The organism is Pseudomonas sp. GW823-FHT04A03 (genome assembly GCF_058796615.1).
The window spans coordinates 54,933-74,378 of record NZ_JBXAIV010000014.1; the positions used below are offsets into that span (position 1 = coordinate 54,933).

Here is a 19,446-nt window from a genome sequence, read left to right on the forward strand (position 1 = left end):
CAGACTAAACTTACGCCAAATGTCCTACGGGACTGATGGATCAGTATGACGCGCAGCCCATAGCCGCTCTCACCCAGCCTGTAAGACAGACTTACTGCTTAGGGGCTCACGCCATATGAAATCACCCTCCCAGACCACTGCAATTGACTTCGACAGTGCCAAATTGCAACGCCTGGGCTTTGGTCAGCAGCCGCCTCTCCTGGCGCGACCTGTCAGCCTGGCGCAATTGCGCCAGCAAATGAGCCTGCAACTGCAAACCAGCCTTGAACCTCAACGCATCCTCGGTCTGTTTTTCCGCGAAGTTCAGCGCCTCGTGCCGCTGGACGCCTTGACCTACGTTCACAACGGCAGCGACCTGCGGCTGGAGTTCGGTGCCCGCGGCCACCATTCGGCCAGCTACAGCCTCAGCCACGAAGGCGAGCACATGGGTGAGCTGGTGTTCCGCCGCAACCAGCGCTTCAGCGAACAGGAACTGGGCAATCTCGAATCGCTGCTGTCGGCCCTGCTGTATCCAATGCGCAATGCGCTGCTGTACCGCGCCGCCACACAAAGCGCCCTGCGTGATCCACTGACCGGCGCCGGCAACCGCATTGCCATGGAGCAGACGCTGCTGCGAGAAATCGAGATGTCACGCCGGCACCTGCAACCGCTGTCGTTGCTGATGCTGGACATCGATCATTTCAAACAGGTCAACGACCTCCATGGTCACAGCGCCGGCGACGACGTGCTCAAAGCCGTGGCGGCATCGATCAAGGGCCAGTTGCGCAACGTCGACATGGTGTTCCGTTATGGCGGGGAAGAGTTTCTGATCCTGCTGTCCAACACCGGTCGCGATGCGGCCGCCATGGTCGGCGAGCGCCTGCGTCAGGCAGCGCAGGCCCAGGATTACTACGCCAATAACCAATTGATCGAACTGACCGTGAGCCTCGGCTGCTCGACCCTGCTGCCGGGCGAATCCGCCGACAGCCTGCTGCGCCGCGCCGACAGCGCGCTGTATGTCGCCAAGCGCGAGGGCCGCAATCGCCTGACCATGGCGGGCTGATTATTCGCCGCCAACAAAAAACGGGAGCCGAGGCTCCCGTTTTTTATGGATGTTGCCGAAATCAGCTCTCGACCAGCGCCCGACGTTCACGCCCGACTAACACCCGCTCCGACAGTTCGAGCTGCATGCAGCGCTCGAGAAACAGGTACATGTAGTCGTAGCTCTTGCAGATCGCCTGTCGCAGCTCAGCCTGCAGGGCTTTGCTCGGGTTCAACCCGGCCAGGGTGCAGATGATCTCCAGCGCCTCCCACGGATGGGCATCATCGTACTGGGCGTGCATCTTCAGCCACTTCATGGCCCGCTTGCGATCCTCTTCAGGGAAGGCCGCGGCATAGACACCCGTCGAACACACCAGCGCCGACCACTCCCCGGTCGCGCCTTCGATGGCGTAGTTGGTGGCCGCGATGGCCACGATCAGTGAATCCGCCGAACTGGTGTGCCAGCACCAGTGGCTCAGGGCATGCAACTCCGGTGGTACTTGCTGCGCTTGCAGGTCTTCCAGGCTCACCCCATGGGCCCGGCTCCAGTGCAGCCAGTAATCGGCATGATTGAGTTCGACGCGAATGTTGCGCATCAACCAGCGCCGCGCCATGTCTTCACCCGGATGACGGGCGAATTTGGTCTTGGTGAGGTTCTGCGCCATGTACAACGCGAATTGCTCAACGACGGGCCAGCCCCCGATCAGGTACTGGCGCATGGTTTTGGCGCTGAGCTTGTTATCACGCATGCGCAGATAAAGTTCATGTTCGACAACCCGGCGTTTGCTCTCGCTGCAATCCTGGATCAACTGTTGCGCCCAGGCGGGATAACTTGCAGCTTCCATGAGTGGTCCGGTTCTGTTGAATGTGTCGATCACTGTTCGGCTCCTTTTGATTTGTGATTGTAAGGATCGGCAAGAGATTTCAACGGAACGTGCCAGGCGCCTTGAATAACAACGGCTGCGGTCTGGCGGGCCGACTTTGCAAACTGTCACAGGTAAACAACTGCGGACGCTCCACAACATAACCCTGAGCGTAATCCACGCCGATTTCAAGCAATGCCTGCTCGATCTGCGCTGTTTCGACAAACTCGGCAATTGTCTGCTTACCCATGACATGCCCGATGTGATTGATCACTTCGACCATTGCACGGTTAATCGGGTCGTCCAGCATATCCTTTACGAAACTCCCGTCGATCTTCAGGAAGTCTACAGGCAAATGTTTCAGATAAGCGAATGAAGACATTCCGGCACAAAAGTCATCCAGCGAGAAATAACAACCCAAGCCTTTGAGTTCATTAATAAATCTGATTGCACTCCCGAGATTTGCAATGGCGCTGGTTTCTGTAATTTCAAAACAAATCATTTCAGGCGGTACGCCGTAGTTATCAAACTGCTCACGTAGAAAGTGCAAAAACGCGTCATCTCCGATAGTAATGCCTGAAAGATTAATCGCACACATTGCCAGAGGGCCTTCGCACTCTTCGTTAATACATTGGGCAATTACCTTAAATACATTCTGCACAACCCAGCGATCCAGCGACGTCATCAAACCGTAACGTTCCGCCGCCGGTATGAAACTGTCCGGCAGGATCATCCGGCCTGCCTCATCGTGCAGGCGCAACAGGATTTCTATGTGCCCGCGGGTGCCACCGGCAACCGAACCCAACGGGGCGATTTCCTGGGCGTAGAGGCAGAAGCGGTTTTCCTCCAGGGCCATGTGCAGGCGTTGCACCCAGGCCATCTCGCCAAAACGCAGGGACAACTCGGAATCGTCGGCGTGATAGACCTGCACCCGGTTGCGGCCCTTTTCCTTGGCCATGTAGCAGGCCATGTCGGCGGCCCGCAGCGAGGCTTCGAGGGTGGTCGGGTTCTGTGCAATGTGCACCAGACCAATGCTGACGGTGGTCAGGAATGGTCGCCCCTTCCATACGAAATGCAGATTTTGCACGGTCTGACGCAGGCTCTCGGCGATCTTCTCGGCCGCCTCCGGCGCGCAGTTCTCCAGCAGGATGCCGAACTCGTCGCCGCCCAGCCGCGCCAGGGTGTCGCCCTCACGCAAGCCCGATTGCAGCAACGCGCAGATATGACGCAGCAACTCATCGCCGGCCGCATGCCCGCAGGTGTCGTTGACCAGTTTGAACTGATCGAGATCGAGGAACATCAGCGCATGCCGCCCGGCCTGCCGCGTCAGGTTATGCAGGGCCTGTTCGAGGCGATATTCGAACTCGCGGCGGTTGGCCAGGCCGGTCAGCGCATCGTGGGTGGCCTGCCACGACAGATTGGCGATGTATTGCCGCTCCTGGGTCATGTCATGCAGCACCAGCACCGTGCCGCTGACCTTGCCGGCATTGCGGATCGGCGCGCCGACCAGGGTCACCGACACGGTGCTGCCGTCCAGTCGCTGGATCAGCTTCGAGTGCTCGCTGCCGCCGGTGAGCTGGCCGCTGAGAATGTGCTCGATCAGGGTCAGCCCTTCGGTCTGGGCGTTGTCATCCAGCAAGTTGAACAACGCCGCCAGCGGCAGACCGGCAGCCTGCTCGGCCTTCCAGTGAGTCAACGCCTCGGCCGCCGGGTTCATGTAGTCGATCGCCCCGCTCACATCGGTGGTGATCACTCCGTCGCCAATCGAATGCAGCGTGACATGCGCGCGATCCTTTTCCAGTTGCAGCGCTTCGGCGAAGGCATGCCGCTGCTTGAGCAGTTTGCGGGTGCGCAGCAGCGCCAGCACGATCAGGCCCAGCGCAGTGGCGAGGTTGGTGAACAGCAGCAGGCGCAGGATCATCCGCGAGCCTTCACCCAAGGCATCGCTGAACGCCTTGGCGGCCGGGGTCACGCCGTCATTGATCGCAAAGATCCGGTCTTTCCAGCGGCGGATATCGGCCTCGGTGGCGGCATTGGCGGTGATGCGTTGATGCATCTCCTGCGCCACGCCGTCGAGCTCCACCAGATAGGCGTCGCCCAGCGTCCAGCGGTCGATGGCGGTTTCCAGATAGCTGAAGTGACGAAAATTCAGGTACAGCCAGATCAGGCTGGAGACATCGTCGGGGTGGTTGCCACCCTTGAGAATGCCCTCACGCGCCGCTTGCAGATCCGGCGGTTGCTTGTCCAGTGCCAGACGCAATTGATGGCCGCCCTGAGGCACGGCAATGGCGTTCTGGTATTTGAGGTAAATCGCCTCGTCACGGCTGTCCGCGTAGAGGTTGAGGTAATAGATCGCGTCTTTCTGGCCCTTGGACCAAAGGCTTTCACCCGCGACGTAGCCGCGAACGGCCGACAGGACGTAAAGACTGACGCCCCCCAGCAAGGCTTGAAACAACACGACGGCGATAAATGGCCAGACGATGCCCAGCAACCGTGGCGTTCCGAGAGTCCGCTTTTGCTTCATTGGATTCCTTGCGTGAGCACTGCCCGCTCGTCTTCCGGACGAAATCGCTACCACGAGACTAGGTGCGGATCGGGGTCTAGGCAAGGGGTATGTAATTGCTCACTTTAATGCCGCAATACATATGCACCACTGCCAGCCCTACTGGAAACGATCTACTTCCAATCGGTCTTCTGCGCATGCGCGACCGGAAGAAAGACAACGCACGAAGTCATCGCCCAAAAGGACAACTCATCATGCCACTCCCTGCGACAGCCGCCAGCGATTCATCTGACACCCTCCCCGGCGAGGCAACCCGGTATCAAGCGTTACTGGAAGAATACAACAGGCTGCTTGAGAAGCTGCAAGAGCAGCCTGCGAGCATCTCGGCGCTGAACGCCAGCTACATCAAGCCACAACCCTTTTCACCTTTGGATCTGCACATCAAAAAACGGTCAGCCCTCCAGACACCGGGGGAGGTATTGCGCCCGGACGGCCACGTGAGTCTCGCCAGAATGGCCTTGTTCTACGGCCTCACTCCGTGGAACTGTGCCAACCCGACCGAACATCAAGCCACCCTGCATGCCCTGGAAGAAAAACGCGCCCGCCATGCATTGCAGCTGGACACCGGCGTTGACATCGACTCTCTGGCTTGCCAACCGAACGATACAGAGCTTGAGTTATTGAATGCCAAACGCAGGGGACCGTCGAAAGAACCCCTGGATGTCCTTCTTGCTCGCCTGACGACCACTAAAATACATGAGGTCATTGGTCAATTCCTCCCGCCTGCGGAAACGTCACTGATTCGCTATCTGGTAAAAAACCTTTCTCCCGACATCACCACCACACAAGTCGACCAGACGCCAAACGCCTATCTGGAGAAAATTTTCCAGTCGGCCGATGCCACCCGACTGGCACAGATGCTTCTGGAAAAGCTGGGCTGGTACGGTGCAAAAAACGCAGAGCCATCGTCGCCGCTTGTGCGTAACAAACTATTGAGCAGAGCCGTACGATCATGGGGGCGACGGGATGGTGATTCAGAGCAGGATATCGCCGGATACCCGTGGCGTCGTCGATCCAATTACGGAAAAAGTTACCAGTCAATCTGGAGCGAGTTCCAGGCTCATCTTCTACAGACTGAACGGGCCTCTTCGTCAACCGAGGCAATCCTGCTGGCCTGCCTGTACAGATGTGAATTTCCCCTCGATTTTCAAAGGGACGATGTTCCTCCAGATGTCCACTACCGAAGTTCTGTCGTTTGGGTAAATTTCGTTCATGGCCTCAATCTTGTCGAGGCTTTCGAGCCTGAGCGATTGCCGCGCATGACCTTCCAGCAATTGGTGGACTTTCCTCTGGAAGAAACCTTGACTGCGACCGAAGAGGAGCTGGAGCTCATCGCCTGGTGCAGGATTCCTCCCGCGGTGGATTGGGCGATCGCCAATGGCCTCGTGCTGGAGGACAAATACAACATCTATAGCGAAGCAACGCAGCAGCGCGCCCTGGAAGAGCTCGATAAACATAATGAGGACCTCAAGGCAGCGTTGATTCAGCTGGATGAACCTTCCCCGGAAAGAAAGGAAATCGCGAATCGGGAAATCGACAAGGCTTTTGGTCCGAACGTATTCACCACATCGGCTTACAAACTGGTCAGGGATCACGGGCCCGATTATGACCGCGGAGTACGCAGCCTGAAGGAACGAAGTTATTCGTTTCGAGACGTCTACATGTGGAAAGGGCACAAGAATCTCCGTTGGCGCCTGGTACGGCACAATGGCGACTACATGAGTACAACCCTCGCCATCAAATCCGATGGCAGCATCGACACAGCAGCCGACTGGATCCGCGAACGCGTAAAGAACAGAAAGCTGCCCGACGTCAACACGCTGTTCGAATCAGAATACAAAGCCTGGCTGGCGACCACCAAAGCGGCTTATCGAACCTTGCTGACCAGCCTGTTCTCCCGCCTTCCCCACGATGATCGTCAAGCGATCGAATACGGTGAGACAAAAATCTACACACTACGACAGTCAACCACAGGCCTGGAGCTCGATCAGGAAACCACCGCCCTGACCCTGCATTTACGGCTGAGGTTTGGATTTATCCTGAAGCTGAACCACAAAAATCAGTCCTCCTGGTATGAATGTCTCCCACGCGCAGGCGTCATTCACAAGCGCACAGACTTGACCATGAGCCTGCTCAACGGCCGTGAAGAGACCGAAGAATGGCGGGGATTGCGTGGCACACATAAGGTAAAAGTGCTTCGCGGCCAGGACGTGCCATTCGATTGGGATGCCTACGAAAAGGGCCAGCCACCGAAAGGCGATACAACCTGCAAAGCCATCATCGAACAACTGGGGGATGCGTTCAGACCTGAAACGCCAATAGGTGATCCCCCCTACATTTCTTCCAATCGTGCTTCAGCAGTGGCCACGTTTATTGCAAACACCTTCTTCTATCAGGATGAGGACAAACTTCATGCCAGTGCCCAAGGACAGACCGAGCTGGAGAAGACCGAGCAACGACGCCACACACTTTTAGAAAAAATCGGCAAATTCGTGCCGTTCTACGGCAACCTCGATGATCTGAACTCAGAGAATCCGAACAAAAATATCTCCGCAGCATTCGGGATATTCATTGACTCGGTTTCGTTTGCCATGCCGCTTGGCAAATTCGTTTCCGGTTCAGCAAAACTGGTATCCCCGGCTCTTAACCTCGGCTTCCGACAGGCACTTCCACGCTTCAATACCCTATCCAGAAAGCTGCTGACTGCAACGCTTCAGAATCTCAATCCGCTGGGTGGCTTGCCCACCCTGGCGAAAGGACTGGTGCATGGACTTTATGTCATGAACCGATTCGCACTGAAGGCTGCCGCCAGGCAAATCGATCGACTGGCTGGAAGATCAGGCCAATACGACTTCCTGAAAGGGTTGCCACAGGTCAAAGATCCCGGTCGCTTCAGACCCCTTGCCGATTCAGATGACCTGATCTCCACACGAGGCGTGAATGACATACCGGCTCGCCAGGTTGCCAGCGCGCAACTACCTGACTATCGAATGATTGAACCGATTACTAACAAAGCCTACGGCCCCCCTATGCTGAACAAGCTCTACCGATCGTCAGTGGGCCGTTCTTTCTACCGCTCTGTTGATACGACCGATCAACATCTTCACATCAAAATTGCCGACAACACCAAAGTTCGCGAAGTGCCCGAAGTGGATGGCCGTACAGCGATTTACATGAACGACGTGCCATATCGAGCCGATGGAGACGTCGTGCGTCGTATCGAAATGATTGACGACGGCAGCCGTCTGAAACGCAATCCCTGTCGCGTCAAGCGTTCACCTGGGGACATGGTATGTATCAACGAATTCGTAGACCGCGGTCCCCATCTTGAAACACCCGCACTCGGGTCGTTTGATGAAGAAAAAGGCTACGCTGCCTGGTTCGGCGAGAGGATATGCGTTCCCAAGGCTCAGGCCGGTCAATCAGGTGAGTTCTTTGTACGCGACGGCCAGCTATATCGCGTCCTTGGCGGCGCCGCCAAACCCTGGAAAGGGTCAATGACTCAACTGGGCTTCCCCACCAGAACCCCCATCCCCAAACAGATCCTCGCCAACCTGCAATTTCGCAAGGGCATCTATACCCGCATCGAGATTCAAGGGGCCTATGAAGGATGCAACGAACTCCACCGGGTCGGGGCCATCCTGGTTCCAGGTATCGATGAGAAAACAATCCACCTTTTCGCCCGCCCCAATTCCAACAAGGGTTATCACGCAACGATAGCGGTGGGAGAACAACTGACCCCACACCAGACCTATTTCATGAAACAGCTCAAGCCGCTCGAGCAAGCCGACGGCACCTTGGGCAGCGAGCTGATACGCGTTTTTGAGGGATCCATGACTGCCAACAACATGGTGGCCATTCACGGTAAAGAAGCAGTAGAGCGCGCGATGAAAACCATGGAGCGGATCGCCATCCCTCTCGGCACCACCGCCAATCCGCCTGCCAACATGAAATGGCTGAAGGTCGATACCAGCCCGGGAGAGGCTCTGATGTTTGATAACGCGACCCGAATGATTGTGACTCGCCTACCAGAAGGCTCAACGACCTGGTCTCGTAGCCGCGAGGCATCGGATACATTGAAACAAAGGACTGCCGAAATTTTCGATACGCTGTTCGAAAGAACAGTGATCGATCAGAGCGTGAACAGCGTTTTCCGTATCAACACCACCATGCAAAAGCTCAATACGTCGTTAGACCGATCATTGCGCAGAGCCAATCCCCGAAATATCGCTTATGCAGAAGTCAAAAAAACCGATGGGGCGCGGGAGGTCTATGTCAGCGTTTCGGGTGGACAGAAAGTGACTAAAAAGCTACCACTATTCAGGAATAACTCCGGTACGGATCGGGTTCGCAGGGGCGACACCACCTACATCAATGTCGATTGGCGAGTTTCACGCCCGACCACATCATTACTGCTGGATGACCAGGACAATCTGTTGGCCATACCCAGAACGCCACTGACACTGCCTGGCATGCCCACATCGCTTGACAGCGAAAGCAAATTGATCAGTACCATCAATCGGATCTACCCCGACAGGCAGTCGATCGTATCGGTCAATATTGCCACCACCATGCGTCCGTGTGAGTCCTGCGCAGTCATCATGAAGGCATTCGGTCACGACGGGACGCAAGATCTCAACGTCCTGTGGTCATGACCTACAACCGCTGCAAATGCCCATACAGCTTGGCGTACAACCCACCATCGGCAATCAGTTGCTGGTGGTCGCCATCCTCGGCCACTTGCCCGCCGTCGAACACCAGCACCCGGTCTGCCTGCTTCACCGCCGACAAGCGGTGAGCAATGATCAGCGTGGTGCGACCATTGAGGAAGCGCGCCATGGCCTGGTGCAGGTTGTATTCGGTGGCGGCGTCGAGGGCTGAGGTCGCCTCGTCGAGGATCACCACTTTGGGTTCGGCGAGGATCATCCGGGCGATGGCCAGCCGTTGGCGCTGGCCGCCGGACAGGCGCACGCCGGAGCGGCCGACGATGCTGTCCAGGCCGTCCGGCAAGGCGCGGATGGTCGGTTCGAGCTGGGCGATTTCCAGTGCCTGCCAGCAGGCTTCGTCACTGCGGGTACGGCCCATGGTCAGGTTGGCACGCACGGTGTCGTTGAACAGCGCCGGATGTTGCAGCACCACCGCGACGTTTTCCCGAACCGTTTCCAGGCCGATTTCCTGCTGGGTCGATCCGCCAAAACGGATCGTGCCGGCCAGCGGCGTGTATAGGCCCAGCAGCAATTGCACGAGTGTGCTTTTTCCGCCGCCACTGGCGCCGACAATCGCCACTTTCTCGCCCGGCGCGATGGACAGGTTCAACTGATCCAGCACCAGTTCGTCGCCGTAACCGAAGCTCAGACCCTGCACCTGAATCCCGACCGTATCGCGGCCCTTGAACGGGTCGACGCCGCCGGGATATTGCGGCTCGTCGGCACGGGCCAGCAGTTCGTTGATCCGCGACAGCGCACCGCCCGCGGCGTAATAGGCGTATTGCAGATTCAGCAGTTGTTCCACCGGGCCGATCATGAACCACAGGTAGCTGAACACCGCGAGCATCTGGCCGATCGACAGGTCGGAGAACAGCACCGTGAGCATCGCCGCTGCGCGGAAAATGTCGATACCGAACTGGAACAGCAAACCACTGGCGCGGTTGGACGCATCGGTCTTCCACTGCGAGTTGACCGCGTAGTTGCGCACTTCCTGAGCCCGCAGACCGAGTCTTCCGAGGAAGAAACCCTGCCGGTTGCCGGCACGCACTTCCTGGATCGCATCGAGGGTTTCGCTCAGCGCCTGGGTGAAGCGCGAGGTGCTGTCGTTCTCCAGTTTCTTCAGGTGCTTGACCCGCTTGCCCAACTGCACGGTGGCGTAGATCACCAGCGGGTTGAATAGCAGGATCAGCAGCGCCAGTTTCCAGTGCATCCACATCAGGATGCTGGCGGTGCCGACCAGCGTCAGCATCGCCACCAGAAAACGGCTGAGGGTTTCGCCGACAAACTTGTCGAGGGTGTCGAGGTCGGTGACCAGGTGCGTGGTAACGGTGCCGCTGCCCAGGCTTTCGTATTCGCCGAGGGAGATCCGTTTGAGTCGTTCAATCAAACGCACGCGAATGCGATAAACGATGTCCTTGGCCAGTCGCGCAAACAACCGTGCCTGCAACACGCCAAAACACAGGGCACTGCAACGCAGGGTCAGCGTCACCACCAGCATCAGGCCGATGTAGCCCGCCGCTTGCTGCCACATCGAGGGCAGCACATGGTTCATGACTTTCAGCGCGGCATCGCCGTGGCCGAGCAGGACTTCGTCCACCAGCAACGGCAACAGCAGCGGAATCGGCACGCTGCACAGCGTCGCCAGTACGGCCACGCCGTTGGCGATCCACAGGGATTTTTTGTGATGAAGTGCCAGTCGCCGGACTTCAGCCCAGCTCAGCCGGTCGACACGCTTGACGGCTGGCGTGTCATCGGCAGGGTCAGACACAGGCCGCGCGCTCCAGCCATCGCCCGAGCAGCGGCGACAGTTCACTGAGCGGCTGGTAACCGTTGGTCAGCAACGCCAGTTGGCCGTTGCGCTCGGCGAGCAGGGTCGGGAATCCGGCGATGCCCAGATCCTGCACCCAACTGAAATCGGCCTGGGTCGCCTTGTGTTGATCGGCATGATCGAACAGGGCAGCAAATTCGATGCGCGGGACGCCGGCCTGCTCTGCCAGTTCCACCAGAACGCTGGCCTGAGTGACATCGCGACCTTCAGCGTAGAACGCGTGCTGGATCAACCCGACCAGTTTCCACGCGCAATCCGGCGCCAGGCTGCGCGCGGTGACGATGGCCCGGCAGGCAGGCTCGGTGTCGTAGACAAAACCGTCCGGCAACGCGCCTTCCAGCTTGAACGGCTGGCCGGTCGCCTCGGTGACCGCCTGCCAGTGTTCGAGAATGTAGCGCCGGGTAGTCGGTTCCAGCGCCGCACCGCTCCCGGTGCGCAACCCGCCGACCACCAGGTGCAGTTCCACCCCGGCTGCCTGCGCCTGCTCCACCAATGCCTTGGCCACCGGGGCAAATCCCCAGCACCACGAACACATCGGATCCATCACATAGAGCAGGCGTGCAGACATGATTAAGCCTCGGTGGATGCTTGCTTATAGTTGTAGCCGATCGGGTGCGGCATGTTGCGCGCTTTTGCCAGTTCGATCTGCTTCTGGCGGTCGATCGCACTGCGGCGGGTCTTCTCGCTCAGGGAGTTCCAGCAGTGCGGGCAACTGATGCCGGCCACGTAATGCTCGGAAGCGCGATCTTCAACGCTGACCGGGGTGCGGCAGGCATGGCACTGATCGTAGTCGCCTTCGCTCAGGTCATGACGCACGGTGACGCGGTTGTCGAAGACGAAGCAGTCGCCCTGCCATTTGGTCTCTTCCTGCGGCACCTCTTCGAGGTACTTCAGGATGCCGCCCTTGAGGTGGTAAACCTCTTCGAAGCCTTCGCCGAGCATGTAGCTCGAGGCTTTTTCGCAGCGAATGCCGCCGGTGCAGAACATCGCGACCTTCTTGTGCACGGCCGGGTCGAAGTGTTCTTTGATGTAGTCGGGGAATTCGCGAAAACTGGTGGTTTTCGGATCGATGGCGCCTTCGAAGGTGCCGATCGAGACTTCGTAATCGTTGCGGGTGTCGATCAGCAGCACTTCCGGGTCGCTGATCAGCGCGTTCCAGTCCTGCGGTTCGACGTAGGTGCCGACCTTCTTGTTCGGGTCGACGCCTTCGACGCCCAGGGTCACGATCTCTTTCTTGAGCTTGACCTTGGTGCGGTAGAACGGCTGCTCGTCGCAGTACGATTCCTTGTGGTCGATATCGACCATGCGCGGATCGTTGCGCAGCCAGGCCAGCAGGCCGTCGATGCCTTCACGGCTGCCGGAAACCGTGCCGTTGATGCCTTCTTCGGCGATCAGCAGGGTGCCTTTGATGCCGTTGTCGACCATCGCTTGCAGCAGAGGCTCGCGCAGGTTGACGTAATCTTCGAGGGTGACGAACTTGTACAGTGCCGCCACGACAATCGGTTGTGTCATGGGTATTTCTCCAGGTGGCTACCCTCGTAAAGGGTGAACCGGATGCGAAAAAAAACGCGCCGGGTGAGCGGCGCGTTGCGGATTCTAGCAAAAAACCTCAGTTCATTGCTGCAAGGCTCAATGCTTGCTGCCGCCGGCACAGGTCGGCGACGCCGGAGCGACGCCTGTCTCTGCCCATTCCTGCGGGGTGTAGGTGTGCAGCGCCAACGCATGGAACTCGCCCATCAGCTCGCCGAGCGTGCCGTAGACTTTCTGGTGGCGCTTGACCCGGTTCAGGCCTTCGAACTGCGCACTGACCACCACTGCCTTGAAGTGGGTCTGCAACCCGCGACTGTGCATGTGGCTTTCGTCCAGCACTTGCAGATGCTCAGGCTGAAGCAGCGCCAGCGTCGATTCGATGCGTTGTTGCATGGTCATCACGAACTCCGCTTACTTCTTCTTGGCCGGAGCCGCGCCTTTCGGAGCCAGCTCGTTGGTCATGTCGTCCAGCAGCTTGTTGACCACCGGTACGGCGCTTTCCAGTTTGGCCTGGGTCATCTGGGCCGATTGCTGGGTCAGCTGCGGCATTTTTTCCAGGACTTTCTTGCCCAGTGGCGACTGGTAGAACGCGACCAGGTCTTTGAGCTCGGATTCGCTGAAATTGGTGGTGTAGAGCTTGACCATGTCCGGTTTCAGCTTGTTCCAGCCAATGGCTTGGTCCAGAGCGGCGTTGGCCTTGGCCTGGTAGGTATCCAGAACGGCTTTCTTGGATTCCGGCGCCTTGGTCTGTTCAAAACGCTGGGCGAACATCTGCTGAACCTGCATGTACACCGGAGTGCCCAGCTTGTCAGCGTGTGCCAGGGTCAGGAAAGCTTCGGCACTGGCGTTGTGGCTGGCGGTATCGGCAAGCACCTGGCCGCTGGCGCAAACCAGGGCAACCGCGGTGCAGATGGCACGAAGACGAGTCATCGAGTTTCCTTTTCAGCTAGGCGAGGTAAAACCCCAAGGGCGACCATTCTGCGCCTGAATAACGCTGCGGCTCAACCCCCGGGCCTTGCCGCGCTTGATTGGCGGGGATTTGCCGGTCAACAATCGGCCGAAGGGAACCACCCGGGCCGGCACCGGCCTAAACTGCGCAAACAGACCAACAGGAGTGTGCACGATGAGCCGTATCGAAACCGACAGCCTGGGCCAGATCGAGGTCCCGGACGACGCTTACTGGGGCGCTCAGACGCAACGCTCGCTGATCAACTTCGCCATCGGCCAGGAACGCATGCCCTTGCCGGTACTGCACGCCCTGGCCCTGATCAAGAAAGCCGCGGCCCGGGTCAACGACCGCAACGGCGACCTGCCCGCCGACATCGCCCGCCTGATCGAACAGGCCGCCGACGAAGTGCTCGACGGCCAGCATGACGACCAATTCCCGCTGGTGGTCTGGCAGACCGGCAGCGGCACCCAAAGCAACATGAACGCCAACGAAGTGATTGCCGGCCGCGCCAACGAACTGGCCGGCAACCCGCGCGGCGGCAAGACGCCGGTGCACCCCAACGATCACGTCAACCGCTCGCAGAGCTCCAACGACTGCTTCCCCACTGCGATGAGCATCGCCACCGCGCAAGCGGTGCAAGGCCAACTGCTGCCGGCCATCGCCGAGCTGTCGGGCGGTCTGGCTGAACTGTCGGCGCGGCACATGAAACTGGTGAAGACCGGCCGCACCCACATGATGGACGCCACGCCGATCACCTTCGGCCAGGAGATCTCCGGTTTCATAGCGCAGCTGGATTACGCCGAACGGGCGATCCGCGCAGCGTTGCCGGCGGTCTGCGAGCTGGCACAGGGCGGCACCGCTGTCGGCACCGGGCTCAACTCGCCCCATGGCTTTGGCGAAGCGATTGCCGCTGAACTGGCGGCGTTGTCCGGTCTGCCGTTCGTCACCGCACCGAACAAATTCGCCGCCCTCGCCGGCCATGAGCCGCTGACCACGCTGTCCGGCGCCCTGAAAACCCTCGCTGTGGCGCTGATGAAAATCGCCAACGATCTGCGTCTGCTGGGTTCCGGTCCGCGTGCCGGTTTTGCCGAAGTGCGCCTGCCGGCCAACGAGCCAGGCAGTTCGATCATGCCCGGCAAGGTCAACCCGACCCAGTGCGAGGCGCTGTCGATGCTCGCTTGCCAAGTGCTGGGCAACGACGTGGCGATCGGTTTTGCCGCCAGCCAGGGCCACCTGCAACTGAACGTGTTCAAACCGGTGATCATCCACAACCTGCTGCAATCGATCCGCCTGCTGGCCGATGGCTGCAGCAACTTCCAGCAGCACTGCATCGCCGGGCTGGAACCGGATGCCGAAGTTATGGCGAAACATCTGGAACGCGGCCTGATGCTGGTGACGGCGCTGAACCCGCACATCGGCTACGACAAGTCGGCGGAAATCGCCAAGAAGGCCTACAGCGAAGGCAAGACCTTGCGCGAAGCGGCGCTGGAGCTGGGCTATCTGACCGATGAAGAGTTCGATGCCTGGGTGCGGCCGGAGAACATGATCGAGGCAGGGGCCAAGGGCTGAGATCATCAGCATCTGTAAGTCAGTCTTCGCGAGCAAGCCCGCTCCAACATTTGACCGCAATCCCATATGAGGAATGCGGTTAAAAGTGGGAGCGGGCTTGCTCGCGAAGAACGATGACTCGGTTAACCTGCTGCTATGCGCATCCGCCGGGCCTTGAGCCCGGCAATCAGCGAAGGCCCCAGCGCCACCAGCGCCGACCCCAGCACCACCAGCACCGCCCCGCCATACCCCAGCAGATTGATTTGCTCGGCATGCACATATTCCGGCCACACCCCCGCAGCCACCGCCACCGCACCGAACGTCACCAACGGCGTGATTGCCAGTGTCGCGCTGACCCGCGAAGCCTCCCAATGCGCCAGCGCCTCGGCAAATGCGCCGTAGGCGATCAGGGTGTTCATGCAGCACGCCAGCAGCAGCCAGCCCTGCAACGGGCTCAGCGACAGTGCTTCGAGCGGATGCACCCAAGGCGTCAGCAACATGGCGCAGAACAGATAGATCACCATCATCACCTGCAACGAATTCCACACTGTCAGCAGTTGCTTCTGCCCCAACGCATAGAACGTCCAGACCGTCGACGCCAGCAGCACCAACAACACGCCAGCGGTGTAATCAGACAAAGACGTGAGCAATTCCGCCAGACGCTGATTGAAGAACAGCGCGAACCCGATCAACAGCACCGCCAGACCAATGCCCTGACCGATACTGAAGCGTTCCTTGAACACGAACAGACTGGCGATCAGCAACATGATCGGCCCCATCTGCACCACCAGTTGCGCGGTGCCGGGGCTGAGCAGGTTCAGGCCCATCAGGTACAGCACGTAGTTGCCCACCAGCCCGAGCACCGCCATCAGCACCAGCCAGCCGCCCTTCGGCCCGAGCACCTTGCGACTCGGCAACCGCTTGGTCGCCGCCAGATAAATGAACAGACAGCCACCGGACACCAGCAGGCGAAACCAGGTCACCGTGACCGGGTCCATCACCACCAGCACCTGCTTGAGCTTGATCGGCAGAATTCCCCACAGAAACGCCGTCAACAACGCCAGGAACATGCCGTACACCCAACGACCCGATGAAACGTGCATGTGAACCCCAAGCGCCAGAGACAGGAGCGCTCATTCTAGGCGCACAGACCCTGCCCGACACAGGGACAGTTACGCTCCAGCCGCAAATGAAACTGTGCAGGTCGCAGCAGAAAATTGACGATGGGCCGTTGATCGGCTGCCCGGGCAAGGTAAGTGGTTCAGGCATAAGCTGATTGGATCCAGCCCGGGACATCACTCACCAAGGAGACCCGTCATGTTAGCCATGCGCGCCCAGGACACCGCCCCCGCCACGCACTTTCGCAGCGACCGCGTGTGCCGGGTCAACGGCGAACTGTATTTCAGCACCCGGGAAAACACCCTCGAAGGGCCGTTCGAAAGCCCCGAGAAAGCCGAGCAGGAAATCCGCGCGTACATCGCGCGGATGCAATTGATGGATTCTGGCAGGCCGGTCTAGCGCACCGCCTCGAACAACCCGGTCGCGCCCATCCCGCCGCCCACGCACATGGTCACGATCCCGTAACGCAGATTGCGCCGCTGCAACTCGCGCACCAGATGCCCGACCTGCCGTGACCCGGTCATGCCGAACGGGTGACCGATGGAAATCGAGCCGCCGTTGACGTTGTACTTCTCGTTGTCGATTTCCAGACGATCACGGGCGTACAGGCACTGCGAGGCGAACGCTTCGTTCAATTCCCACAGATCGATATCCGCCACCTGCAGGCCTTTGGCCTTGAGCAGTTTCGGCACCGAGAACACCGGGCCGATGCCCATTTCGTCCGGCTCGCAACCGGCCACGGTGAACCCACGGAAAAACGCCTTCGGTTTCAGCCCCAGTTGCAGGGCTTTTTCCAGGCTCATCACCAGCGTCATCGAGGCGCCATCGGACAACTGCGACGAGTTGCCGGCGGTCACCGAACCGTCCTCGGCGAACACCGGTTTCAATCCGGCGAGGCTTTCATAGGTGGTGTCCGGGCGGTTGCAGTCGTCGCGATCGACGATGCCGTCGAGGATCTGCACTTCACCACTGTTCTTGTCTTCAACGCGATACTTCACCGCCATCGGCACGATTTCATCGTTGAACAGACCGGCAGCCTGCGCCTGAGCGGTACGGATCTGACTTTGCAGCGAGTAGCGATCCTGCGCCTCGCGGCTGACGCCATAACGGCGCGCCACCACTTCGGCGGTCTGGCCCATCGTGTAGTAGATGCCGGGGGTCTGCTGCTTGAGCAACGGGTTGATCAGGTGATCGGTGTTGACGCTTTTCAGGGTCAGGCTGATCGACTCGACGCCGCCGGCGACAATGATGTCGCTGCAACCCGACGCGATCTGGTTGGCGGCAATCGCAATCGCTTGCAAGCCTGACGAACAGAAACGGTTGAGGGTCATGCCCGCCGTGCCGGTGCCCAATTGCGAAAGCACCGCCACGTTGCGGCCGATGTTGTAGCCCTGGGCGCCTTCGTTGGAACCGGCGCCGACGATGCAGTCCTCGACGCTGGCCGGGTCGATGTCGTTGCGCGAGAGCAACGCATTGACGCAATGGGCCGCCATGTCATCGGGACGGGTCTGGTTGAACTTGCCGCGAAAGGACTTGGCCAGGCCGGTCCGTACGCTGTCGACGATCACCACTTCACGCATGGCATACCTCATTGTTGCAGTCGGTTGAGAGTGGACCGAGCATAAGTCCACCCAATCGCCGACGGCGACAATCATTCACCTCGCGTATGCGGGCCCATCGGTTCAGTCTTTGTGCTTTTTGGCTCGCTTGTCGGACTTCTCGAAAGCCTCTTCCAGTGCCCGGTTGATCGTGCGCAGCACCTTGACCCGGGCCCAGCGCTTGTCATTGGCCTCGACCAGGGTCCACGGCGCGATTTCGGTGCTGGTGCGGTCGACCATGTCGCCCACGGCGGCGCGGTAGGCGTCCCACTTGTCACGGTTGCGCCAGTCGTCTTCGGTGATCTTGAAACGCTTGAACGGGATTTCTTCGCGCTCCTGAAAGCGCTCCATCTGCGTGTCCTTGTCGATGGCCAGCCAGAACTTGACCACGATCACGCCAGCGTCGGCGAGTTGCTCTTCGAAGTCGTTGATTTCGCCGTAGGCGCGCATCCAGTCGGCGGTGCTGCAGAAGCCTTCGACCCGCTCCACCAGCACTCGGCCGTACCAGGAGCGGTCGAACACGGTGAATTTTCCTCGCGCCGGAATGTGCCGCCAGAACCGCCACAGATACGGCTGCGCGCGCTCCTCTTCGGTCGGCGCGGCAATCGGCACGATGCTGTATTGGCGCGGATCGAGCGCCGCCGCCACCCGGCGAATAGAACCGCCCTTGCCCGCCGCATCGTTACCTTCGAACACCGCCACCAGCGCATGCCGGCGCATGCGCTTGTCGCGCATCAGGCCGGACAGCCGCGCCTGTTCGGTGATTAGTTGTTCTTCGTAGTCTTTCTTTTCCAGACGCTGATTCAGGTTGAGGCTGTCGAGCAGGTTCAACTGATCCACCGACGTCCCCAGTGGCTGGGCACTGACAGCCTGCGGATGCACATCGGGACGCTTCAGCGCGTTTTGCAGGCCTTCAAGCAGAATCTTGCCGACCGTCAGGCTGCGGTAGTGCGGGTCGACACCCTCGATGACATGCCATGGCGCGTAATCGCGGCTGGTACGGCGCAACACGCGCTCGCCGTATTTGACGAACTTGTCGTAAGTCTGCGATTGCTGCCAGTCCAGCGGACTGATGCGCCAACTGTGCAGCGGGTCATCGGCCAGGGCCTTGAGCCGCGCTTTCATCTGTTTCTTGGACAAGTGGAACCAGAACTTGAAGATCAGCGCGCCTTCATCACAAAACATCTTTTCCATGCGCTCAGCGCCGGCAATCGCCTGATCCAGTCGCGGATCCTTGAACAGGCCGTGCACCCGGCCCTGCAGCATCTGGCTGTACCAGTTGCCGAAGAAAATCCCCATCCGCCCCTTGGCTGGCAGCATCCGCCAGTAGCGCCAGGCCGGTGGTCGCGCCAACTCTTCATCGGTCTGCTGATCGAAGGTGCGCACCTCAATCAGGCGCGGATCCATCCATTCGTTGAGCAACTTCACCGTCTCGCCCTTGCCGGCGCCTTCGATGCCGTTGATCAAGATGATCACCGGGAAACGCTTCTGCTGCTGCAACTCGAACTGGGCTTCAAGCAACGCTTCACGCAGGGCGGGCACGGCGGCTTCGTAGGTGTCTTTGTCGATGGCGTGACCGATTTCAGCGGATTCGAACATAGGGACGGCTCCTTCCAGGATTCAGCAAGACTAGCGGATTGGGCTCTGACGCGGCACAGAAATTCCAGTCGGCGGCGGATTGTCCTTGAGTGATCGTCGGCAAGGCTTGCCATGGATCAAGCG

General features: G+C 59.4%; 14 protein-coding genes. 4 read left to right on the plus strand and 10 right to left on the minus strand.

The annotated features are described in order from the left end of the window. Positions 1-115 precede the first annotated feature (115 nt). On the plus strand, positions 116-1,042 hold the full coding sequence (locus AC1Q9F_RS25675) for a GGDEF domain-containing protein (RefSeq protein WP_007950903.1): 927 nt from the start codon (positions 116-118) through the stop codon (positions 1,040-1,042). A gap of 61 nt (positions 1,043-1,103) precedes the next feature. Here the strand turns inward: AC1Q9F_RS25675 and AC1Q9F_RS25680 are convergent, their stop codons facing one another. Together AC1Q9F_RS25680 and AC1Q9F_RS25685 are read right to left on the minus strand one after the other, a co-directional pair. After that, positions 1,104-1,898: an iron-containing redox enzyme family protein gene (locus tag AC1Q9F_RS25680; RefSeq protein WP_007950902.1), complete on the minus strand. Its 795-nt coding sequence runs from the start codon at positions 1,896-1,898 to the stop codon at positions 1,104-1,106. A 46-nt stretch (positions 1,899-1,944) separates the two neighbouring features. Further along, positions 1,945-4,407: an EAL domain-containing protein gene (locus tag AC1Q9F_RS25685; RefSeq protein ID WP_492621214.1), complete on the minus strand. Its 2,463-nt coding sequence runs from the start codon at positions 4,405-4,407 to the stop codon at positions 1,945-1,947. Between the two features lie 233 nt (positions 4,408-4,640). Here AC1Q9F_RS25685 and AC1Q9F_RS25690 point away from each other — a divergent pair, with 233 nt between their 5' ends. Then, entirely contained in the window at positions 4,641-9,101 is a 4,461-nt protein-coding gene (locus AC1Q9F_RS25690) for a hypothetical protein (RefSeq protein WP_492621215.1), read from the plus strand. A gap of 1 nt (position 9,102) precedes the next feature. Here the strand turns inward: AC1Q9F_RS25690 and AC1Q9F_RS25695 are convergent, their stop codons facing one another. The 5 genes from AC1Q9F_RS25695 to AC1Q9F_RS25715 all read right to left on the minus strand — a co-directional run bounded on the left by AC1Q9F_RS25695 (position 9,103) and on the right by AC1Q9F_RS25715 (position 13,440). After that, a complete protein-coding gene (locus AC1Q9F_RS25695; protein ID WP_273898513.1) occupies positions 9,103-10,920 on the minus strand; it encodes an ABC transporter ATP-binding protein in 1,818 nt (605 codons plus the stop codon). Continuing rightward, on the minus strand, positions 10,913-11,515 hold the full coding sequence (locus AC1Q9F_RS25700) for a DsbA family protein (protein WP_170929396.1): 603 nt from the start codon (positions 11,513-11,515) through the stop codon (positions 10,913-10,915). The genes AC1Q9F_RS25695 and AC1Q9F_RS25700 overlap by 8 nt, the downstream gene beginning before the upstream one ends. Positions 11,516-11,550: 35 nt before the next feature. Further along, positions 11,551-12,492, minus strand: a complete 942-nt coding sequence (gene trhO, locus AC1Q9F_RS25705; RefSeq protein WP_207983603.1) for an oxygen-dependent tRNA uridine(34) hydroxylase TrhO — start codon at positions 12,490-12,492, stop codon at positions 11,551-11,553. Positions 12,493-12,609: 117 nt separating this feature from the next. Further along, positions 12,610-12,909 carry a BolA family protein gene (locus tag AC1Q9F_RS25710; RefSeq protein WP_007950896.1) on the minus strand — a complete coding sequence of 100 codons (300 nt, stop codon included), beginning with the start codon at positions 12,907-12,909 and terminating at the stop codon, positions 12,610-12,612. A gap of 12 nt (positions 12,910-12,921) precedes the next feature. Then, positions 12,922-13,440, minus strand: a complete 519-nt coding sequence (locus AC1Q9F_RS25715) for a DUF2059 domain-containing protein (RefSeq protein WP_085607251.1) — start codon at positions 13,438-13,440, stop codon at positions 12,922-12,924. A gap of 193 nt (positions 13,441-13,633) precedes the next feature. Between AC1Q9F_RS25715 and AC1Q9F_RS25720 the strand changes: the two genes are divergently transcribed. Next, positions 13,634-15,028 (plus strand): class II fumarate hydratase, encoded by a 1,395-nt coding sequence (locus tag AC1Q9F_RS25720; RefSeq protein ID WP_074688044.1) that lies wholly within the window; start codon positions 13,634-13,636, stop codon positions 15,026-15,028. 122 nt (positions 15,029-15,150) lie between these two features. Here AC1Q9F_RS25720 and AC1Q9F_RS25725 read toward each other — a convergent pair whose 3' ends face one another. Next, complete coding sequence (locus AC1Q9F_RS25725) at positions 15,151-16,110, minus strand: DMT family transporter (protein WP_492621216.1); 960 nt, start codon at positions 16,108-16,110, stop codon at positions 15,151-15,153. Positions 16,111-16,324: 214 nt separating this feature from the next. Between AC1Q9F_RS25725 and AC1Q9F_RS25730 the strand changes: the two genes are divergently transcribed. Next, positions 16,325-16,525 carry a DUF6316 family protein gene (locus AC1Q9F_RS25730; RefSeq protein ID WP_492621217.1) on the plus strand — a complete coding sequence of 67 codons (201 nt, stop codon included), beginning with the start codon at positions 16,325-16,327 and terminating at the stop codon, positions 16,523-16,525. On the opposite strand, the gene AC1Q9F_RS25735 is transcribed toward AC1Q9F_RS25730, so the two are convergent. After that, complete coding sequence (locus AC1Q9F_RS25735) at positions 16,522-17,706, minus strand: thiolase family protein (protein WP_064383416.1); 1,185 nt, start codon at positions 17,704-17,706, stop codon at positions 16,522-16,524. The genes AC1Q9F_RS25730 and AC1Q9F_RS25735 overlap by 4 nt on opposite strands. A gap of 102 nt (positions 17,707-17,808) precedes the next feature. Beyond that, on the minus strand, positions 17,809-19,323 hold the full coding sequence (pap, locus tag AC1Q9F_RS25740; protein WP_492621218.1) for a polyphosphate:AMP phosphotransferase: 1,515 nt from the start codon (positions 19,321-19,323) through the stop codon (positions 17,809-17,811). Positions 19,324-19,446 lie beyond the last annotated feature (123 nt).